The sequence below is a fragment of the Brevundimonas aurantiaca genome (assembly GCF_904830995.1).
GTDB lineage: Bacteria > Pseudomonadota > Alphaproteobacteria > Caulobacterales > Caulobacteraceae > Brevundimonas > Brevundimonas aurantiaca.
The window spans coordinates 67,137-82,224 of the sequence record NZ_CAJGVD010000001.1; the positions used below are offsets into that span (position 1 = coordinate 67,137).

At 68.6% G+C, this 15,088-nt stretch carries 12 protein-coding genes; 7 read left to right on the forward strand and 5 right to left on the reverse strand.

Annotation, left to right across the window (positions count from 1 at the left end):
• Positions 1-4: 4 nt before the first annotated feature.
• From JMT67_RS00380 to JMT67_RS00390, 3 genes are all read right to left on the reverse strand, one after another.
• Positions 5-1,141 carry an acyltransferase family protein gene (locus JMT67_RS00380; protein ID WP_201462409.1) on the reverse strand — a complete coding sequence of 379 codons (1,137 nt, stop codon included), beginning with the start codon at positions 1,139-1,141 and terminating at the stop codon, positions 5-7.
• A 149-nt stretch (positions 1,142-1,290) separates the two neighbouring features.
• Positions 1,291-2,370, reverse strand: a complete 1,080-nt coding sequence (locus JMT67_RS00385; RefSeq protein WP_201462410.1) for a PepSY-associated TM helix domain-containing protein — start codon at positions 2,368-2,370, stop codon at positions 1,291-1,293.
• A gap of 7 nt (positions 2,371-2,377) precedes the next feature.
• Positions 2,378-4,510 (reverse strand): TonB-dependent receptor, encoded by a 2,133-nt coding sequence (locus tag JMT67_RS00390; RefSeq protein WP_201462411.1) that lies wholly within the window; start codon positions 4,508-4,510, stop codon positions 2,378-2,380.
• A gap of 159 nt (positions 4,511-4,669) precedes the next feature.
• On the opposite strand from JMT67_RS00390, the gene JMT67_RS00395 reads away from it, so the two are divergent.
• Positions 4,670-5,059, forward strand: coding sequence for a hypothetical protein (locus JMT67_RS00395; protein WP_066551023.1), 390 nt, complete (start codon positions 4,670-4,672; stop codon positions 5,057-5,059).
• Here JMT67_RS00395 and JMT67_RS00400 read toward each other — a convergent pair.
• On the reverse strand, positions 5,022-6,182 hold the full coding sequence (locus JMT67_RS00400) for an acyltransferase family protein (protein WP_201462412.1): 1,161 nt from the start codon (positions 6,180-6,182) through the stop codon (positions 5,022-5,024). The genes JMT67_RS00395 and JMT67_RS00400 overlap by 38 nt on opposite strands.
• 283 nt (positions 6,183-6,465) lie before the next feature.
• On the reverse strand, positions 6,466-6,741 hold the full coding sequence (locus tag JMT67_RS00405; RefSeq protein ID WP_066551027.1) for a metal-sensitive transcriptional regulator: 276 nt from the start codon (positions 6,739-6,741) through the stop codon (positions 6,466-6,468).
• Between the two features lie 100 nt (positions 6,742-6,841).
• Between JMT67_RS00405 and JMT67_RS00410 the strand changes: the two genes are divergently transcribed.
• From JMT67_RS00410 to JMT67_RS00435, 6 genes are all read left to right on the forward strand, one after another.
• Positions 6,842-9,196: a heavy metal translocating P-type ATPase gene (locus JMT67_RS00410; protein WP_174086269.1), complete on the forward strand. Its 2,355-nt coding sequence runs from the start codon at positions 6,842-6,844 to the stop codon at positions 9,194-9,196.
• 273 nt (positions 9,197-9,469) lie between these two features.
• Positions 9,470-10,150: a DUF305 domain-containing protein gene (locus tag JMT67_RS00415; RefSeq protein ID WP_066551031.1), complete on the forward strand. Its 681-nt coding sequence runs from the start codon at positions 9,470-9,472 to the stop codon at positions 10,148-10,150.
• Between the two features lie 49 nt (positions 10,151-10,199).
• Entirely contained in the window at positions 10,200-10,691 is a 492-nt protein-coding gene (locus tag JMT67_RS00420) for a DUF305 domain-containing protein (RefSeq protein WP_224761373.1), read from the forward strand.
• Positions 10,692-10,828: 137 nt separating this feature from the next.
• A complete protein-coding gene (locus JMT67_RS00425; protein ID WP_066551035.1) occupies positions 10,829-12,691 on the forward strand; it encodes a copper resistance system multicopper oxidase in 1,863 nt (620 codons plus the stop codon).
• Positions 12,688-14,211, forward strand: coding sequence for a copper resistance protein B (locus tag JMT67_RS00430; RefSeq protein ID WP_233455742.1), 1,524 nt, complete (start codon positions 12,688-12,690; stop codon positions 14,209-14,211). The genes JMT67_RS00425 and JMT67_RS00430 overlap by 4 nt, the downstream gene beginning before the upstream one ends.
• Positions 14,212-14,350: 139 nt before the next feature.
• The gene (locus tag JMT67_RS00435; RefSeq protein WP_066551037.1) at positions 14,351-15,088 is read left to right on the forward strand and encodes an HAD family hydrolase; all 738 of its coding nucleotides are present in this window, start codon (positions 14,351-14,353) and stop codon (positions 15,086-15,088) included.

Here is a 15,088-nt window from a genome sequence, read left to right on the forward strand (position 1 = left end):
CGGCCTACAGCGCGGGAACGGGAGACTTGGCCGCGGGGGAGGTCGATCGCGACCCCGACTGCGGACGATTGAACCAGGCCTGGGTCGGTCGGTCGAAGGCGTAGCGGAAGACGGCGGCGCCGCCGAAAGCCGCGGCCAGGCCGACCGCCCAGGCGGTCCATTGCACTGACGGACTCCAACTCCGCCAATCGACGGCGTCGAGCACGCCGAACCACACGATCCGGATCACTTCGTTGGTCAGGAAGATCGCGAACGCCATCAAAGCGAGGTGCTCGACCAGCCTGGACGGGCTCCGAACCGGCAAGGCCCCGGTGGCGAAGATGATGACGGTCAGGAGGCCGAGGGTCGCCAGATTATGGGGTCCCAGAGCCTGCAGACCCGCCACAGCGACCACGGCGGAACCGCCCAGACCGGCGGCCAGACGGGGCGGGCAATAGACCTGCCGGGCGAACAGAGCCACGGCGACGCCGAGGGCGAACAGCGGAAAGGCCCGCAGGAAGCCGAGGCGCAACGGCATCTCGTAGATCGGCAACCCGAAGGCGGCGTGGGCGGACAGGTTGGCGGCGAGCAGCCCGCCCACCCCAAGAGCGAGGATCAGCCATGGGGACAGGCCGCGCGCCGCGCGAGCGAGGAAGGGCAGGCTGACGTAACAGCCCAGGAGCGCCGAGAGCGTCCAGGTCGGCGCGTTCCATCCCTCTCCGCCCGGCACCCCATAGGCCTGCACCAGAAAGAACTGGGCGGGAAACCGGGACCAGTCGAACCATTCCGGGTGGCTGGGTGTTTGGCCCAGGATCGCCGCCGTCAGCACCAGCCCCGCCAGGGCGAGGCTGACGGTCATGTGGGCCGGAACCACCCTGAGAAATCGCTGACGGTAGAAGACGGAAAGCGGAATTCGCCGGTTCGCGAGCCGCTCGCCGTAGACGCGGGCGAGAACGTAGCCGGAGTCGATGATGAAGAAGTCGGTCAGCAGATAGCCGCGGTCGAAGACCGGATGGAAGAGCGGCAAGGGGATCGGAGCGGCCTCGCGGAAGTGATAGAGGACGATCATCGCCCCCACGACGAAACGCAGAAGGTCGAGCCAGCCGCCGCGCGCGATCGGCGGCGGGCATCGGCGCTCAGGGTGTGCTGGATCTTCCGTCATCCAGCCATCATCCCCTACAGGCGCCAAGGAAGGCTTGCCCGACACGGTGAACGAGGCCTTGCCGCCGGTGGTCCCGCATAGGGGTTCGCGCGGGGCCGTGTGAGTGCATCAGGCCTGGAGTGGCGACCGGCGGAGGGTAGGGCCGTGGATCAGGCAGACCCTTCCGCTCCCTCGCGCGCTTGTCCTCGGCGGGTCGGTTTCGACCGAGGCGAGCGCCGTCGGGGTTTTCCCAGGAATGCCCAGGCGCCGACCAGCCCCAACGCCGCCATGGCGACGCCGCTGAGCGCCGTCACCGCGTCATAGAGCCAGCCGCCGACCGAACTGGCGTGCAGGGGGTAGAAGGCATTGTAGGCCCGCACGCCGCTCGGCAGGGCGTTGGCGTCGGAGGTCGCCACCGCCCGGCTGGTGGCCGGATCGATGGTCACGGTCGTGCGGCCGTTGGGGTGCCACTCGCCGGGCTGCTTCAGACGGATCGTGGCGGGCCTGCCCGGCGCGGCGGGGCGGACGGCCATGCGCGGGGTCGCTTCAGGGAAGCGGGCCTGGGCTTCCGTCAGCGCGCGAGCCCAGTCGACGTCTCCCGTCCCGACCACCGGCGCCGGCGGCGCCGGGACGGCCCCCAGCAGGGCTTGGGTCGTGCCGTGAAAGACGATGGCCCCTCCGGTGAGGCTGAAGACGACCAGCGGGATGGCGAAGATCAGGCCGAGATTACGATGGCTGCCGATCAGTTCGCGCCGGGCCCCCGAGCGGGGCCAGACCCGCCAGCCGGTGGCGCGCCAGGCGGGAATCCAGACGATCAGGCCGGTCAGGATCATCACCGCCAGGGTCAGGCCGGCGCCGCCGGCAACCAGCTTGCCGGTGTGACCGGCCAGCAGCTCGTGGTGAAGGTCGAAGATCCATGTCTCGGCTCGCGCCGGGCCCCACCAGCGGTCCACCACCTTGCCGTCGGGGTCGGCGTAGCCGAACCCGTCCTCGGCCAGGTAGAGCCGGTGAACGCCGACCGCCCCGCCCGGCAGGACCACCGAGGTGAGGCGGGGCTCGGCTGCCTCGAGCCGGTCCAGCGCCGCACCCAGACGGGCGGCATCGAGATCGATCTCGGCGCGCGCGGCGGGGACGGTGGCGCGGATCCAGTCGTCCTCGAACACCAGCAACGATCCCGTCAGGCCCAACACCACGGCCAGGATCGAGAGGGCGGTCCCGGCCCAGGCGTGGAGCGTGCGGATCGCGCCCATCACCGGCTCAGAAGCTCCGCGTCAGGGTCACGGTGGCCGTGCGCCCGCGACCGGCGAAAAAGCGCAGATTGTCGGTCGGCCCCTGTGTGTCCGAGAAATAGGAAATGTACTGCTCGTCCAGCAGGTTCTGCACCCCCAGCGACACCGTGCCGAAGCCCGCCTCGTAGCGGGCCACGGCGTCGAACACGGCATAACCCTCGAAGCCGTTCGCCGCGGGCTCGCCGTCGAAGTCGCGCGCGAGGAAGGTCTGGGCCTGAAGGCGCAGGGCGATCGGGCCTGTCTCGTACTCGCCCCACAGCAGCAGGCGGTCCGGCGAGATGTTGGCCCCGTTCAGGTCGCGGTCCAGGTCGCCGTCGCCGTCGCTGTCGCTCTGGCCGTCGAGCGCGGCGTAGCTGCCGCCAAGGGTCAGGGCGTCCGTGGCGCGCCATAGACCCTTCAGCTCCAGTCCATCAATCCGCGTGGGCTGCCGCTGCACCTCGAAGATGCCCGAGGGCAGGCGGTTCAGCAGCGAGCCGCGTTCGGCCTCGGACCGGAACACGGCGGCGGACAGCTCGACGCGCGCACCGCGGTATTCCACCCCGACCTCGGTGTTGTCCGACACGACCGGTTCGACGTTGAGGAAGGTGTCGACGTCCTGGTTTGGACGGTTGATGCCGCGCAGCACCCGACCGACGTCCGGCATGGTGAAACCCTGGGCGAAGGAGCCGTGGACGAGGAGAGCCGGCGTCACCTCGAAGGCGGCGCCGACGTTGAACAGGGTCTCCTCGAAGCCCGGCTCGCCGCCCGCCACCGTCTGAGGGCCGTAGGCGTACAGGGTCTGGAAGTCGTCGACCTTAAGCTTCGCCGATTCACGCCGCACGCCCGCCGACAGGCTGAGGCGGTCGGCCAGGACCGACTGATTCAGCTGCAGGAAGGGCGACAGGCTCTCGTAGGCCGTCTCGGGCACCCAGTTGCGCCCGGTCAGGATCAGTTCCTGATAGGTCCGGTCGCGCAGGCCGTCGAGGCCGACCAGTGCCTTCAGGCCCGTCAGGCCGGGAACCTGGCCCTGCCAGTCGATCTTGAAGCCCAGTTTTTCCGAATTGTTGGCCGACTGGTCGAACAGGGTCCCGACCGGGGCGATGCGGGGATCCTGGAAGTCGGGGAAGCTGCCGCCGCCGAATACGCCCTGGTAATCGTGGGCGAAGACCTGGGCCCGCAGGACGCCGCCGAACAGGTCGCGGTCGGTGTAGGTCAGGGCCGCAGAGGTCACCGCGTTCGAGGGCTGCTCGCCCGGCGCCGCGCCGCGCACGGCGGTGGTCGGGACGCCCGTCGCCCGGTCGCCCGCCACGGTCACATAGTCGCCGTCGCCTTCCAGATCGAACCGGTTGACCCAACCCTCCAGCCGGCGATCGCCGTCTAGATCCCAGCCGCCGCGCGCGAACAGCGAGAGGACCTGCGAGTCCTGCACCTCGCCCTGGGCGCCGTCGAAGCCGATGCGGCGGCCGTCGGCGTCGTAATAGGCCCCGCGGGTTTCGAAGACGGCGCCCAGGGTCAGGTCCAAGGCGCCGAAGTCACGTCCGCCGATGGCGGCGATCTTGGCGCCGACGCCGTCGCCCTGCAGCTCATCGTCGGTTGTGATCTGGGCCATCATCCGGCCCGTCAGGCCTTCGCCCTCGGCCGGCGTGCGGGCGGTGACGTAGTTGACCACGCCGCCGGTGGCCCCGACGCCCTGGATGGCGTTGGAGCCGAAGATGACCTCGACCCGGTCGATGAAGAAGGGATCGATGGTGTAGCCGTCGCGGCTGTCGTCGCGCAGCGGCGTCGACTGCGGCACGCCGTCGACCAGATAGAGCGGCGAACGCCCGCGCAGCGTCTCGCCGAAGCCCGACAGCTTCTGCCGCGTCGGCGAGAAGGAGGGCACCAGGGCCGCCACCGTGTCGACGGCCGAGGCGGCCAGCGCCGTCTGCTGGGCGATGGCCTCGGCGTCGATGAGCTCGACCGTGGCGGCGATCGCGGAACGGGGGGCTTCGATCCGGGAGGCGGTGACTACCACCTGATCCAGAAGCGTCGTGTCCGGGGTGGGGTCCTCCTGAGCCGCCGCGGGAAGCGCGGCCAGCAGCAGCGGCAGAAGGGCGCCGGTGGCGAGGAGACGAGGGGACATGGAGCACTTCAGTGGGAACGACATAGAGGGCGTCTGACCACAGGCCTTCTTGCGAGTCAATCGCACTCGCATCTAGCCAGCCTGGCGTTGGCTTCTTCGTGGCTATCACAGGGGCCGAGCAGCGCTTGACCTGCGGGGCGGCGAGAGGAAAAGAGGTTGATGGCCAAATACGCGCCTCTCGCAACCTATCTGCGGCGTCAAAGGCGGACCGAAGTGGTGCTGACGTTCCGCGATATCGAACGCATCATCAGCGGCCTTCTTCCGAAGGCTGCGGCGACGGAGGGCTGGTGGAAACCTGAGCGCGGCGCGCCCGCGACGCCACAGCATCTCGCCCTGGCGGACGCCGGCTTCGTGGCCGAGCCGCATCTCCGAACGGAGACGGTGCGGTTTATCCGCGACGGAGGTCCTCGCGACGGGTCGATCGGAGGTCGGGATCGGCCGGTTCTCGACGACGGCGGTGTCATCGCCAACGAGCGGACGGCCGTCGCGAAGGGCGAAGAGACCGGTCGGCTCAGCGGTCGTCAGGCTCACGGAGCGCCGGCGGGCTGAGCGCGGCCGGGGCGAGCTCGTCGCGACGCCTGTCGAACCGGCGCCTTATCCAGGTTCGGCCGGGCTTTTCGACGAGCAGATGCAGCGCCGCCGCGATCAGGGCCGTGGCGATGAACAATCCGATCAGTTCGACCGGCGTGATGCGGAAGGTGCTGTCGACGCCGCGCAGTTCGGCCACGACGCCCTTCCAGGCCACGATCACCGGCATGTGCACCAGATAGAGGGCGAAGGACGCTTCTCCGGCGAAGACAAGGCCCGGGGCGGCGAGGGGGCCCTCGCAATCCGCCCGCGCGAGCAGGGACCAGGTCAGAATCACGGGGGCGGCGAGGGCGACGATGGTGCGATCGTCCAGTGACAGCTGCATCGCGCCCAGCAGCAGGACGGTCGTGGACAGGGCGGCCGCGGCGGCCACGGGCGGGCTCCAGCGCCAGCGATGGCCCAGCCCGTAGAGCGCCATGCCGACCAGGAATTCGGGGACGATCCGGAGAATGCCGAGGGAGTCCTCAGCTCGCGGAAGGACCTTGCCGAACGCCTGGACGTAGAAGGCGTCGAGGGCGACGAACGCCGCGGCCCCGATCCCCAGCAGCACCCACGGCCGCGCTCGCAGACGGAGGGCCAGCCAGGCGTAGGCGGGGAACAGCAGATAGGCGAACCATTCCGCCGACAGGGACCAGCTCGGGCCGCTCCAGTTCAACTCCGCATCGGTCGGAAACCAGGCCTGGATGAGAAACAGCGTCTGGAAGAAGGCCAGCGGCCCGTAGCCCTCGGCGTCGAAGCGGACGCCGGCGGCGGTCGCGCCCAGCACCATGATCAAGGCGCCCGTCAGAACCGCGACGTGCAGGGGATAAAGCCGCGCGAGCCGGGCGACGATGAAACGCCGGTAACTGAAACCGCGGCTCGCGAAGGCCGGACCGTAGACGTGCGCCAGAATGAAGCCCGACAGCATGAAGAAGGCGTCCACCGCCAGCCGGCTTCGCTCGATGATCGGGCTGAAGCCCAGGGCCGGATCCCATTGGAGCTGATAATGGAACAGCACCACCCCCAAGGCGAGGAAGGCGCGCAGACTGGTCAGGGCCCTGAGATCGGCGGGATAGCCGTCTCGGGTCGGCGGTACGGATGTCATTCGCGATGGCCCCCCAAGGGCGGCGGATCAGCACCGCCGCCATATTGAGATACGCATCGGGCGGGAACATCCCTCATGCGCGACGCCAGACGGGGCCGGCCGGTCATACGGGACGTCCAAGTCTGGCTCGGGGCTCGGCATGCCCTCGGCCGGTTTGCCAGCCTGGACCGCTGCGGCTCTGGGTGAGGCCGCCCCCAAGACATGTCATGTCCCTCAGCCAGACGAGAGGATGTCCAGGCCGACCGCCGGGCCTGGCGACCAAACGCCGGGAGTCCGTCCCCGGCTAGCGGGAAGCGCGGCCGAGAAGTTCGATCAGTTCGGACGCCTTGGCCTTGCGGTCGGCGAGATCGTCACCCGCGATCGCGCCCATGACGCAGTGATCCATGTGGTCCTTCAAGACCTGGCCCTCGACACGCGACAGCGCCGCCCGAACGGCCTGGAGCTGGGTCAGGACGTCGATGCAGTAGCGGTCCTCCTCGACCATTCTGGAAAGACCACGCACCTGTCCCTCTATGCGGCTCAGGCGGTTCAACACCTTCGGCTTGATCTCGGTCTGCATCCTGTTCCTCGTTCCGACCGTTCGATCCTACCTCACCGTCACACCTTGCGCGATACCCCTGTGGAGTATATTTGTTAGTGAGGTTGTCTGAGGAGCCGTCATGGCTACGTCATCCCATTCCCATCCCGCCGGTCACGGCTGTTGTTCGAACAAGACGCCTCAAGCCGGCGCCCAGGCGATCGATCCGGTCTGCGGCATGACCGTCGATCCGGCGACCACGGCGCATGGGGCCGCCCACGCGGGGGAGGAGTATGTCTTCTGTTCGGCGGGCTGCCGGACCAAATTCGTGGACGATCCGGATCGCTATCTCGGCGAGCGGCCCGAACCGGCTCCCGTCACGCCCGGTGCGATCTACACCTGTCCGATGCATCCCGAGGTGCGCCAGGAGGGACCGGGCTCCTGTCCGATCTGCGGCATGGCGCTGGAGCCGGAGACCGTCACCGCCGAGGCTCCGGTCAATCACGAACTGATCGACTTCACCCGTCGCCTGTGGATCGGCGCGGTTCTGACGCTGCCGGTCTTCGCGCTTGAAATGGGCGGCCATCTGACCGGGCTGGCGATGCGGATTCCGGGCCAGACCTCCAACTGGATCCAGTTCGCCCTGGCGACGCCGGTCGTGCTGTGGTCCGGCTGGCCGTTCTTCCAGAGGGGCTGGGCGTCCATCCGCAATCGCAGCCTCAACATGTTCACCCTGATCGCCATCGGCGTCGGTGCGGCCTGGATCTACAGCGTGGTCGCGGTTCTGGCGCCGCATCTGTTCCCGGCGGCGGTCCGGCGGATGGACGGCAGCGCGCCGGTCTATTTCGAGGCGGCGGCCATCATCACCGTCCTGGTGCTGGTCGGCCAGATCCTGGAGCTTCGGGCGCGCGAACAGACGTCGGGGGCCATCAGGGCCCTGCTGGACCTCGCCCCGAAGACCGCGCGGCGCGTCCGCAACGACGGCGGCGATGAGGACGTCACCCTCGATCTGGTCGCTGTGGGAGATCGGCTGCGCGTCCGTCCCGGCGAGAAGGTGGCGGTCGACGGAGAGATCTTGGACGGCCGGGTCACCCTCGACGAGTCCCTCGTCACGGGTGAATCCATGCCGGTGACCAAGGACGTCGGCGACAAGGTCGTCGCCGGGTCGCTCAACAAGACCGGCTCGTTCGTCATGCGAGCCGACAAGGTGGGCGCCGACACCCTCCTGGCGCAGATCGTCCAGATGGTGGCGCAGGCCCAACGCAGCCGCGCGCCGATCCAGCGGCTGGCCGACAAGGTGTCGGGCTGGTTCGTTCCGGCCGTGATCGGGATCGCCGTTCTCGCCGCGATCGTCTGGGGCCTGGCCGGCCCCGAACCGCGGCTGTCCTACGCCCTCGTCGCCGCGGTCTCCGTGCTGATCATCGCCTGTCCGTGCGCCCTGGGCTTGGCCACGCCGATCTCCATCATGGTCGGGGTGGGGCGCGGCGCTCACGCCGGGGTGCTCATCAAGAACGCCGAGGCGCTGGAGCGCTTCGAGAAGGTGGACACCCTGGTGCTCGACAAAACCGGCACCCTGACGGAGGGGCGCCCCTCGGTGACGGCCGTCCGGCCAGCCGACGGGTTCGACGAGGCCGAGCTTCTGAGACTTTCCGCCAGTCTTGAGCGGAGCAGCGAGCATCCGCTGGCGGACGCCGTCGTTCGGGCGGCGAGCGACCAAAATCTGGTTCTGTCCGAGGCGTCGGACTTCGACAGCCCCGTCGGGCGCGGCGTCACCGGGGTCGTCGACGGCCGCCGCGTGGCGCTCGGCAACAGCCGCTATCTGGCCGAGATCGGCGTCGACGTCGGGCCTCTGGAAGCCGGGGCCGATACGCTTCGCCAAGACGGCGCGACCGCCATCTTCGTCGCCGTGGACGGGGCTGCGGCCGGCGTGCTGGGCATCGCCGATCCGGTCAAGGCGACGACCGCCGAGGCCATCCGCGATCTGAAGGCGTCGGGGCTGCGTCTGGTGATGATGACCGGCGACAACCGTACAACGGCGGAGGCGGTGGCGCGCCGGCTCGGCATAGACGACGTTCAGGCCGAGGTTCTGCCCCAGGACAAGGCGGCGGTCGTCGAGCGGCTGAGAGCGGAGGGTCGGATCGTCGCCATGGCCGGAGACGGTGTGAACGACGCCCCGGCCCTGGCCGCCGCCGACGTGGGGGTGGCCATGGGCGCCGGCTCGGACGTCGCGATCGAGAGCGCCGGGGTCACCCTTCTCGGCGGCGATCTCCAGGGCCTCGTCCGGGCGCGCAAACTGTCCCGTGCGGTGATGAGCAACATCCGCCAGAACCTGGTCTTCGCCTTCGGTTACAACACCCTCGGCATTCCGATCGCGGCGGGACTGCTCTACCCGGTCTCCGGCCTCCTATTATCGCCGGCCCTGGCGGCGTTGGCGATGGCCCTGTCCTCCGTCAGTGTGATCGCCAACGCGCTGCGGCTCCGGGCCGTCCGACTCTGATGGACGTCCCATGGCCAGAAGGCCGTCGCAGACGAGAGCCGCGGCGGGCGCCAATACGCATTCCGGCGACCGATCCCTCGCCTGATCCAACGGCGTTCGGGAATATTTAATCACGGCGGAACCGTGGCTCCGGGGCCGGATTACGCTGGACGATGTCCGGCGTGGGCAGTCGGGGCAAGGGACCAAACTCGCACCCGCCGCAACGTTGTCGGACGCATCGATCGTCTGGCCGTCCGGCGATTCGCCGGCGACCCCCTCAAGCGGAGACTCCCTATGCTCACCCCGACTTTCACCCGCACGTCTCTCTTGGTCGCCGGCTGTTCCGCTCTCGTTCTGGCGGCCTGCAGCCCGGCGGCGGAACCGCCGCCGAACACGGAGGCCGAAGCCTCGGCTCAGACGCAGGAGCCGATGGCCATGGCGCAGACTCCGTTCTCCGCCGCCGAGGCCAAGATGCACGAGGCCATGATGTCCGCCATGGGCGCGGATGCGGGCGAGACATGGGCCCGCAAGATGATCCCTCACCACCAGGGCGCGCTGGACATGTCCGAGATCGTGCTGAGGGACACACAGGACGCGGATATCCGTCGCATGGCCCAGAAGACCATCGAGATGCAGCCCGGCGACATCGCCGAGCTGCGGCGCTGGCTTGAAACGAACGTGGGCGCCGCCGCCGGCGCGGCGGCTCCAGGCGGAAGCGCGGAAAATCCATACGCGACGGCCGAGGCCGAGATGAAGGACGCCATGATGGCCGCGACCGGGGCCGACACGGACCAGACCTGGGCTCGCAAGATGATCGCGCATCACCAGGGCGCCCTCGACATGGCCCAGGTGGTGTTGCGCGAAAGTCAGGACGCCGACATCCGGCGCATGGCGCAGAAAACGATCGAGATGCAGACCGCCGACATCGCCGAGTTGCGCGCCTGGCTGGACTCCCATCCGGCCGGCGCCGCCTGATTGGCGATCGGAATGTGATTGAAGAGCGTTGTCGCGAAAGGACCGATCCATGGAAAAGATGAAGACGATGGACTCAAAGATGAAGACGATGGACTCGATGAAGGGGAGCTACCGTTCCTTCGGCGTCGAGCTCATCGTGGATTTCATCATCATGTACCTGGTGATGTACACGATGATCGCGTCCCTCAATCACTTCTATTTCAACCTCAACAACGTCTACATGACGCTGATGATGGTGTCGCCGATGGCCATCCTCATGCTGATCTTCATGCGATCGATGTATCCGTCGAAACGGACCAACCTTCTGATCGGCGGAGCCGCCGCCCTGGTGTTCGCGGTGAGCTTCTACGGCATGCGGACCCAGGCGGCGGTGGGCGACACCGAGTTCTTGAAATCGATGATCCCGCACCATTCCGGCGCCATCCTGATGTGTCAGCAGGCCTCGCTGACGGATCCGGAAGTGCTGGGTCTGTGCGAGGAGATCGTCAGCTCCCAGGAGAGGGAGATCGCCCAGATGAAAGCCATCCTGGCGAGGCGCTGATCCAGCGCCAGGCGACGGGAGTTTCCGGCCCGGTCGGCTCTGCGGCAGCGTGTCGCGAGGGCCGACCGGGTCGCCTGCGTAAAACCCTATAGATCGTCGCCTCGCCGAGGCGCGGTTCTGACTTTGAGGAGTATCTTATGAAGCTGGATCGTCGACTGCTGCTGCGCGGCGCCGTCGCGGGCGGCGGTCTCGCCGCCTTGCAGGGCCTGATGCCCGCCTGGGCGCAGACGGGCTCGCCGGGGCTGCGGTCGGACCTGCCTACCCTGACTGGGCCGAATATCGATCTGACCATCGGTCAGACGCCCTTCACCGTGAACGGGCGCACCGCGACGGCCACGACCATCAACGGCGTGCTGCCGGCGCCGGTGTTGCGGCTGCGCGAAGGCCAGAACGTCCGTCTGGCGGTGACGAACACCCTGGACGAAGACACCTCGATCCACTGGCATGGGATTCTTCTACCCTTCCAGATGGACGGGGTGCCCGGGATCAGCTTCCCAGGCATCAAGCCGCGCGAGACCTTCGTCTACGAGTTTCCGATCAGGCAGTCCGGCACCTTCTGGTATCACAGCCACTCCGGCCTGCAGGAGGCGCTCGGCCACTACGGGCCGATCGTCATCGATCCGGCCGGCGCCGATCCGGTCGCCTACGACCGCGAGCATGTGCTGGTCCTGTCGGACTGGAGTTTCATGCATCCGCACGAAATCCTCGACAAGCTGAAGAAGAGCCCCGGCTACTTCAACCGGCAGCGCACGACCCTGGCGGGCCTCTTCTCCGGCGAGGACCGCATGAGCCTGGAGGAACGGCGCATGTGGGGCCAGATGCGGATGGACCCGCGCGACATCCTCGACGTGAATGGGACGACCTACACCTATCTGATCAATGGACACGGCCCGCAGGAGAACTGGACCGGCCTGTTCCGACCCGGCGAACGGGTGCGACTGCGCATCATCAACGCCTCGGCCATGTCGATCTTCAACGTCCGCATCCCCGGCCTGTCGATGACCGTGGTCCAGGCCGACGGCGAGAACGTGCGCCCGGTCGAGACCGATGAGTTCCAGATTTCGGTGGCGGAGACCTACGACGTCATCGTCCGGCCGACGGAAGATCGTGCCTACACCATCGTATCCGAGGCCATCGACCGTTCCGGCATGGGGCGGGCGACCCTTGCTCCGCGCCTGGGGATGACCGCCGAGGTTCCGCCGCTCCGCGAGGTTCCAAACCTGACCATGAAGGACATGGGCATGGGGGACATGGGCGGGATGGGCGGCATGGACCACGGCTCGATGGGAGGCCAGCCGGGCGGCGCCATGGCGGGGATGGATCATGGCGCCATGACCGGCGCCTCCGGCGGCGCCATGGCCGGGATGGATCACGGCGCCATGGCGACCCAGTCCACGGGTGCGATGACCGGGATGGACCACGGCTCCATGGCCGGCATGAGCATGCGCGATCCCGCCAACGCGCCGCCGGACATGGCGGTGGGGGTCGGCGTGGACGCCATCGCCATGGCGCCGGCCAACCGCATGGGCGAGCGCCCGACGGGACTGGCCGACGTACCCCACCGCGTGCTGGTCTACACCGACCTGGTCTCGCTGACGCCCAACAAGGACCAGCGTCCCCCATCGCGGACCATGGAGATCCACCTGACCGGCAACATGGAGCGGTTCATGTGGGGCTTCGACGGAAGAAAGTTCAGCGAACTGGTCGAGCCGATCCGCTTTGAGCGGAACGAGCGGGTGAGGGTGACCCTGGTCAACGACACCATGATGGCCCACCCCATCCACCTGCACGGCCACTTCTTCGAACTGGTGACCGGCGGACCGGCGGGCCACCAACCGCTGAAGCATACGGTCAACGTTCTCCCCGGCGGCAAGGTCACCTTTGACCTGACCGCCGACAATCCCGGGGACTGGGCCTTCCACTGTCACATGCTGATGCACATGCACGCGGGCATGTTCAACGTCGTCACCGTCCGCCCGATGACAGGAGCCTCGTCATGATCCGTCGGTCCGTGGGTCTCGTCCCTCTGCTCCTCGCGGCCTCGGCCGCCCCGGTGTTCGCGCAGAGCCACGCCGGGCACGGCGCGGCGGCTAACGCCGTCCAGCCCGCCGTCCAGCTGCCCGCCGGTTGCGTCCGGCGCGGCGCGCCGACGGCGGATCCGTCCCGCGTCGGAACGTCCGGGGCGCCGGTCTGCCCGACCGGCGCCGTGCCCGAGCGCGCGCCGGCGTCGGCGGATCCGCACGCCGGGCACGACATGTCGACGATGGGCCAGACCGCGCCGGCGCCGGCCATGCCGGCGGGACATGACATGTCGACCATGCAGAGCGGCCAGCAGCCGGCCGCCGCCGGCCAGGCGGACCCGCACGCCGGGCACGACATGTCGACGATGCGGCAGGCCGCGCCCGCGCCGGCCATGCCGGCGGGACATGACATGTCGACCATGCAGAGCGGCCAGCAGCCGGCCGCCGCCGGTCAGCCGGATCCCCACGCCGGGCACGACATGGCGATGATGAGCCAGACCGCGCCCGCGCCGGCCATGCCGGCGGGCCACGACATGTCGACCATGCAGAGCGGCCAACAGCCGGCCGCCGCCGGTCAGCGGGATCCCCACGCCGGGCACGACATGTCGACGATGGGCCAGACCGCGCCCGCGTCGGCCATGCCGGCGGGACATGACATGTCGACCATGGGGCAGATGCCCCCGGGTCATGACATGTCGGCCATGGCGATGCCGCCCGACGTGCCGACCAGCGCGGACAACCCGGGACGCCCTCCGGAAATGCCCGTTCCGCCCGGGGCGACCAGCGGCCCCGCTCACGCCGCCGATACCCTGTTCGATCCCGCGGAGATGGCGGCGGCCCGCGAACAGCTTCGCGTCGAGAATGGCGACGTGTGGACCACCGCGGTGATCATCGACCAGCTCGAAGCGAGTTTCGGAGACGGCGAAGAAGGCTACGCGCTGGACGCGCAGGGCTGGACCGGCGGCGACATCAACCGCTTCTGGTGGAAGTCGGAAGTCGAGGGCGACTTCGACGGCGAGGTCGAGGAAGCCGAGATCCAGGCCCTTTACAGCCGGGCGTTCCGGCCCTTCTTCGACTTCCAGACGGGTCTGCGACAGACCTACCGTCCGGAGGGCGATCGAACCGATCTGGTCGTGGGCGTTCAGGGCCTCGCGCCCTACTGGTTCGAGGTCGATGCGGCGGCCTTCCTCTCCAACAAGGGTGAACTCACGGCGAGGGCGGAGGCCGAATACGATCAGCGGATCACCAACCGCTGGATCGTGCAGCCTCGCGCTGAAGTCGTGCTATCGGCCGAGGACATCCCCGAGCTCCGGATTGGATCCGGCCTGACGTCGATCCAGATCGGGGCTCGGCTGCGGTACGAATTCCACAAGGAGTTCGCCCCCTATGTCGGCCTGGAATGGACCAAGAGCTTCGGGAATACGGCGGACTTCCTCGAAGCCGATGGGCGAAGCTCGGAAGACACGCGCCTCGTCGTCGGCATCCGGACGTGGTTCTAGCGAAGGTCGGCGGCGGCGGGCCTCGTCTGATCCTTGGCCCCGATAGGCGGTCGCGGATCGTCGCCGAGGCGCGGCGTCCCCGGTCTCGGCGGCTGGAAAGGACGGGGAGGTCTCGGTGAGGCCGCGGCCCCTCTCGGCCGTGGTCATCGACCTCGACGACACCCTGCTCTCGGCCTACCGCCGGCCGGATCTGGCCTGGCGGAGCGTCTGCTTGATGATGCAAGCCGAGCTGGGCGGCCTCGCCCCGGATATCGCGGCGCAGGCGCTCACGCGGGCCGGGCAGGCGTTCTGGCGCGACCCGCGGTGTCATGAGTTGGGTCGCGCCGACCCACGACACGCGCGGCGCCTCATCGCGACAGCGGCCTTCGAGACCCTGCTTCGGGAAGGCCATCCCGCACCGGCTTGCGAAACGGTCTCGAGCCTCGCCGACGCCTTCAGCCGGCGGCGGGACGAAGAGATGCGGCTCGAGGCGGGGGCTGAGGCCCTGCTGCTCGACTTGCGCGACGCGGGCTATCGCCTCGCGCTTCTCACCAACGGCGCCGGACCGTTGCAGCGCGCCAAGATCGAACGGTTCGGTCTCGAACCGTATTTCGATCACATTCAGATCGAGGGCGAAGTCGGCGTGGGAAAGCCCTTTCCCGACGCGTTCAGGCGTGCGTTCGCCGCCCTGGCCGTCGAGGCCCCCGAGGTCTGCGTGATCGGCGACAGCCTCGAATGGGACATCCGTCCGGCCAAGGCTCTGGGCTGTCGGACCGTGCTGTATGATCCGGAACGGGCCCTTGAGGCCGAACCCCGTCGCAGCGACGCCGACGTGGTGGTCAGGACCTTGACGGGCCTGGCGCGTTGTCTGCCTGCGCTTCACACTCAGCGTGAATGA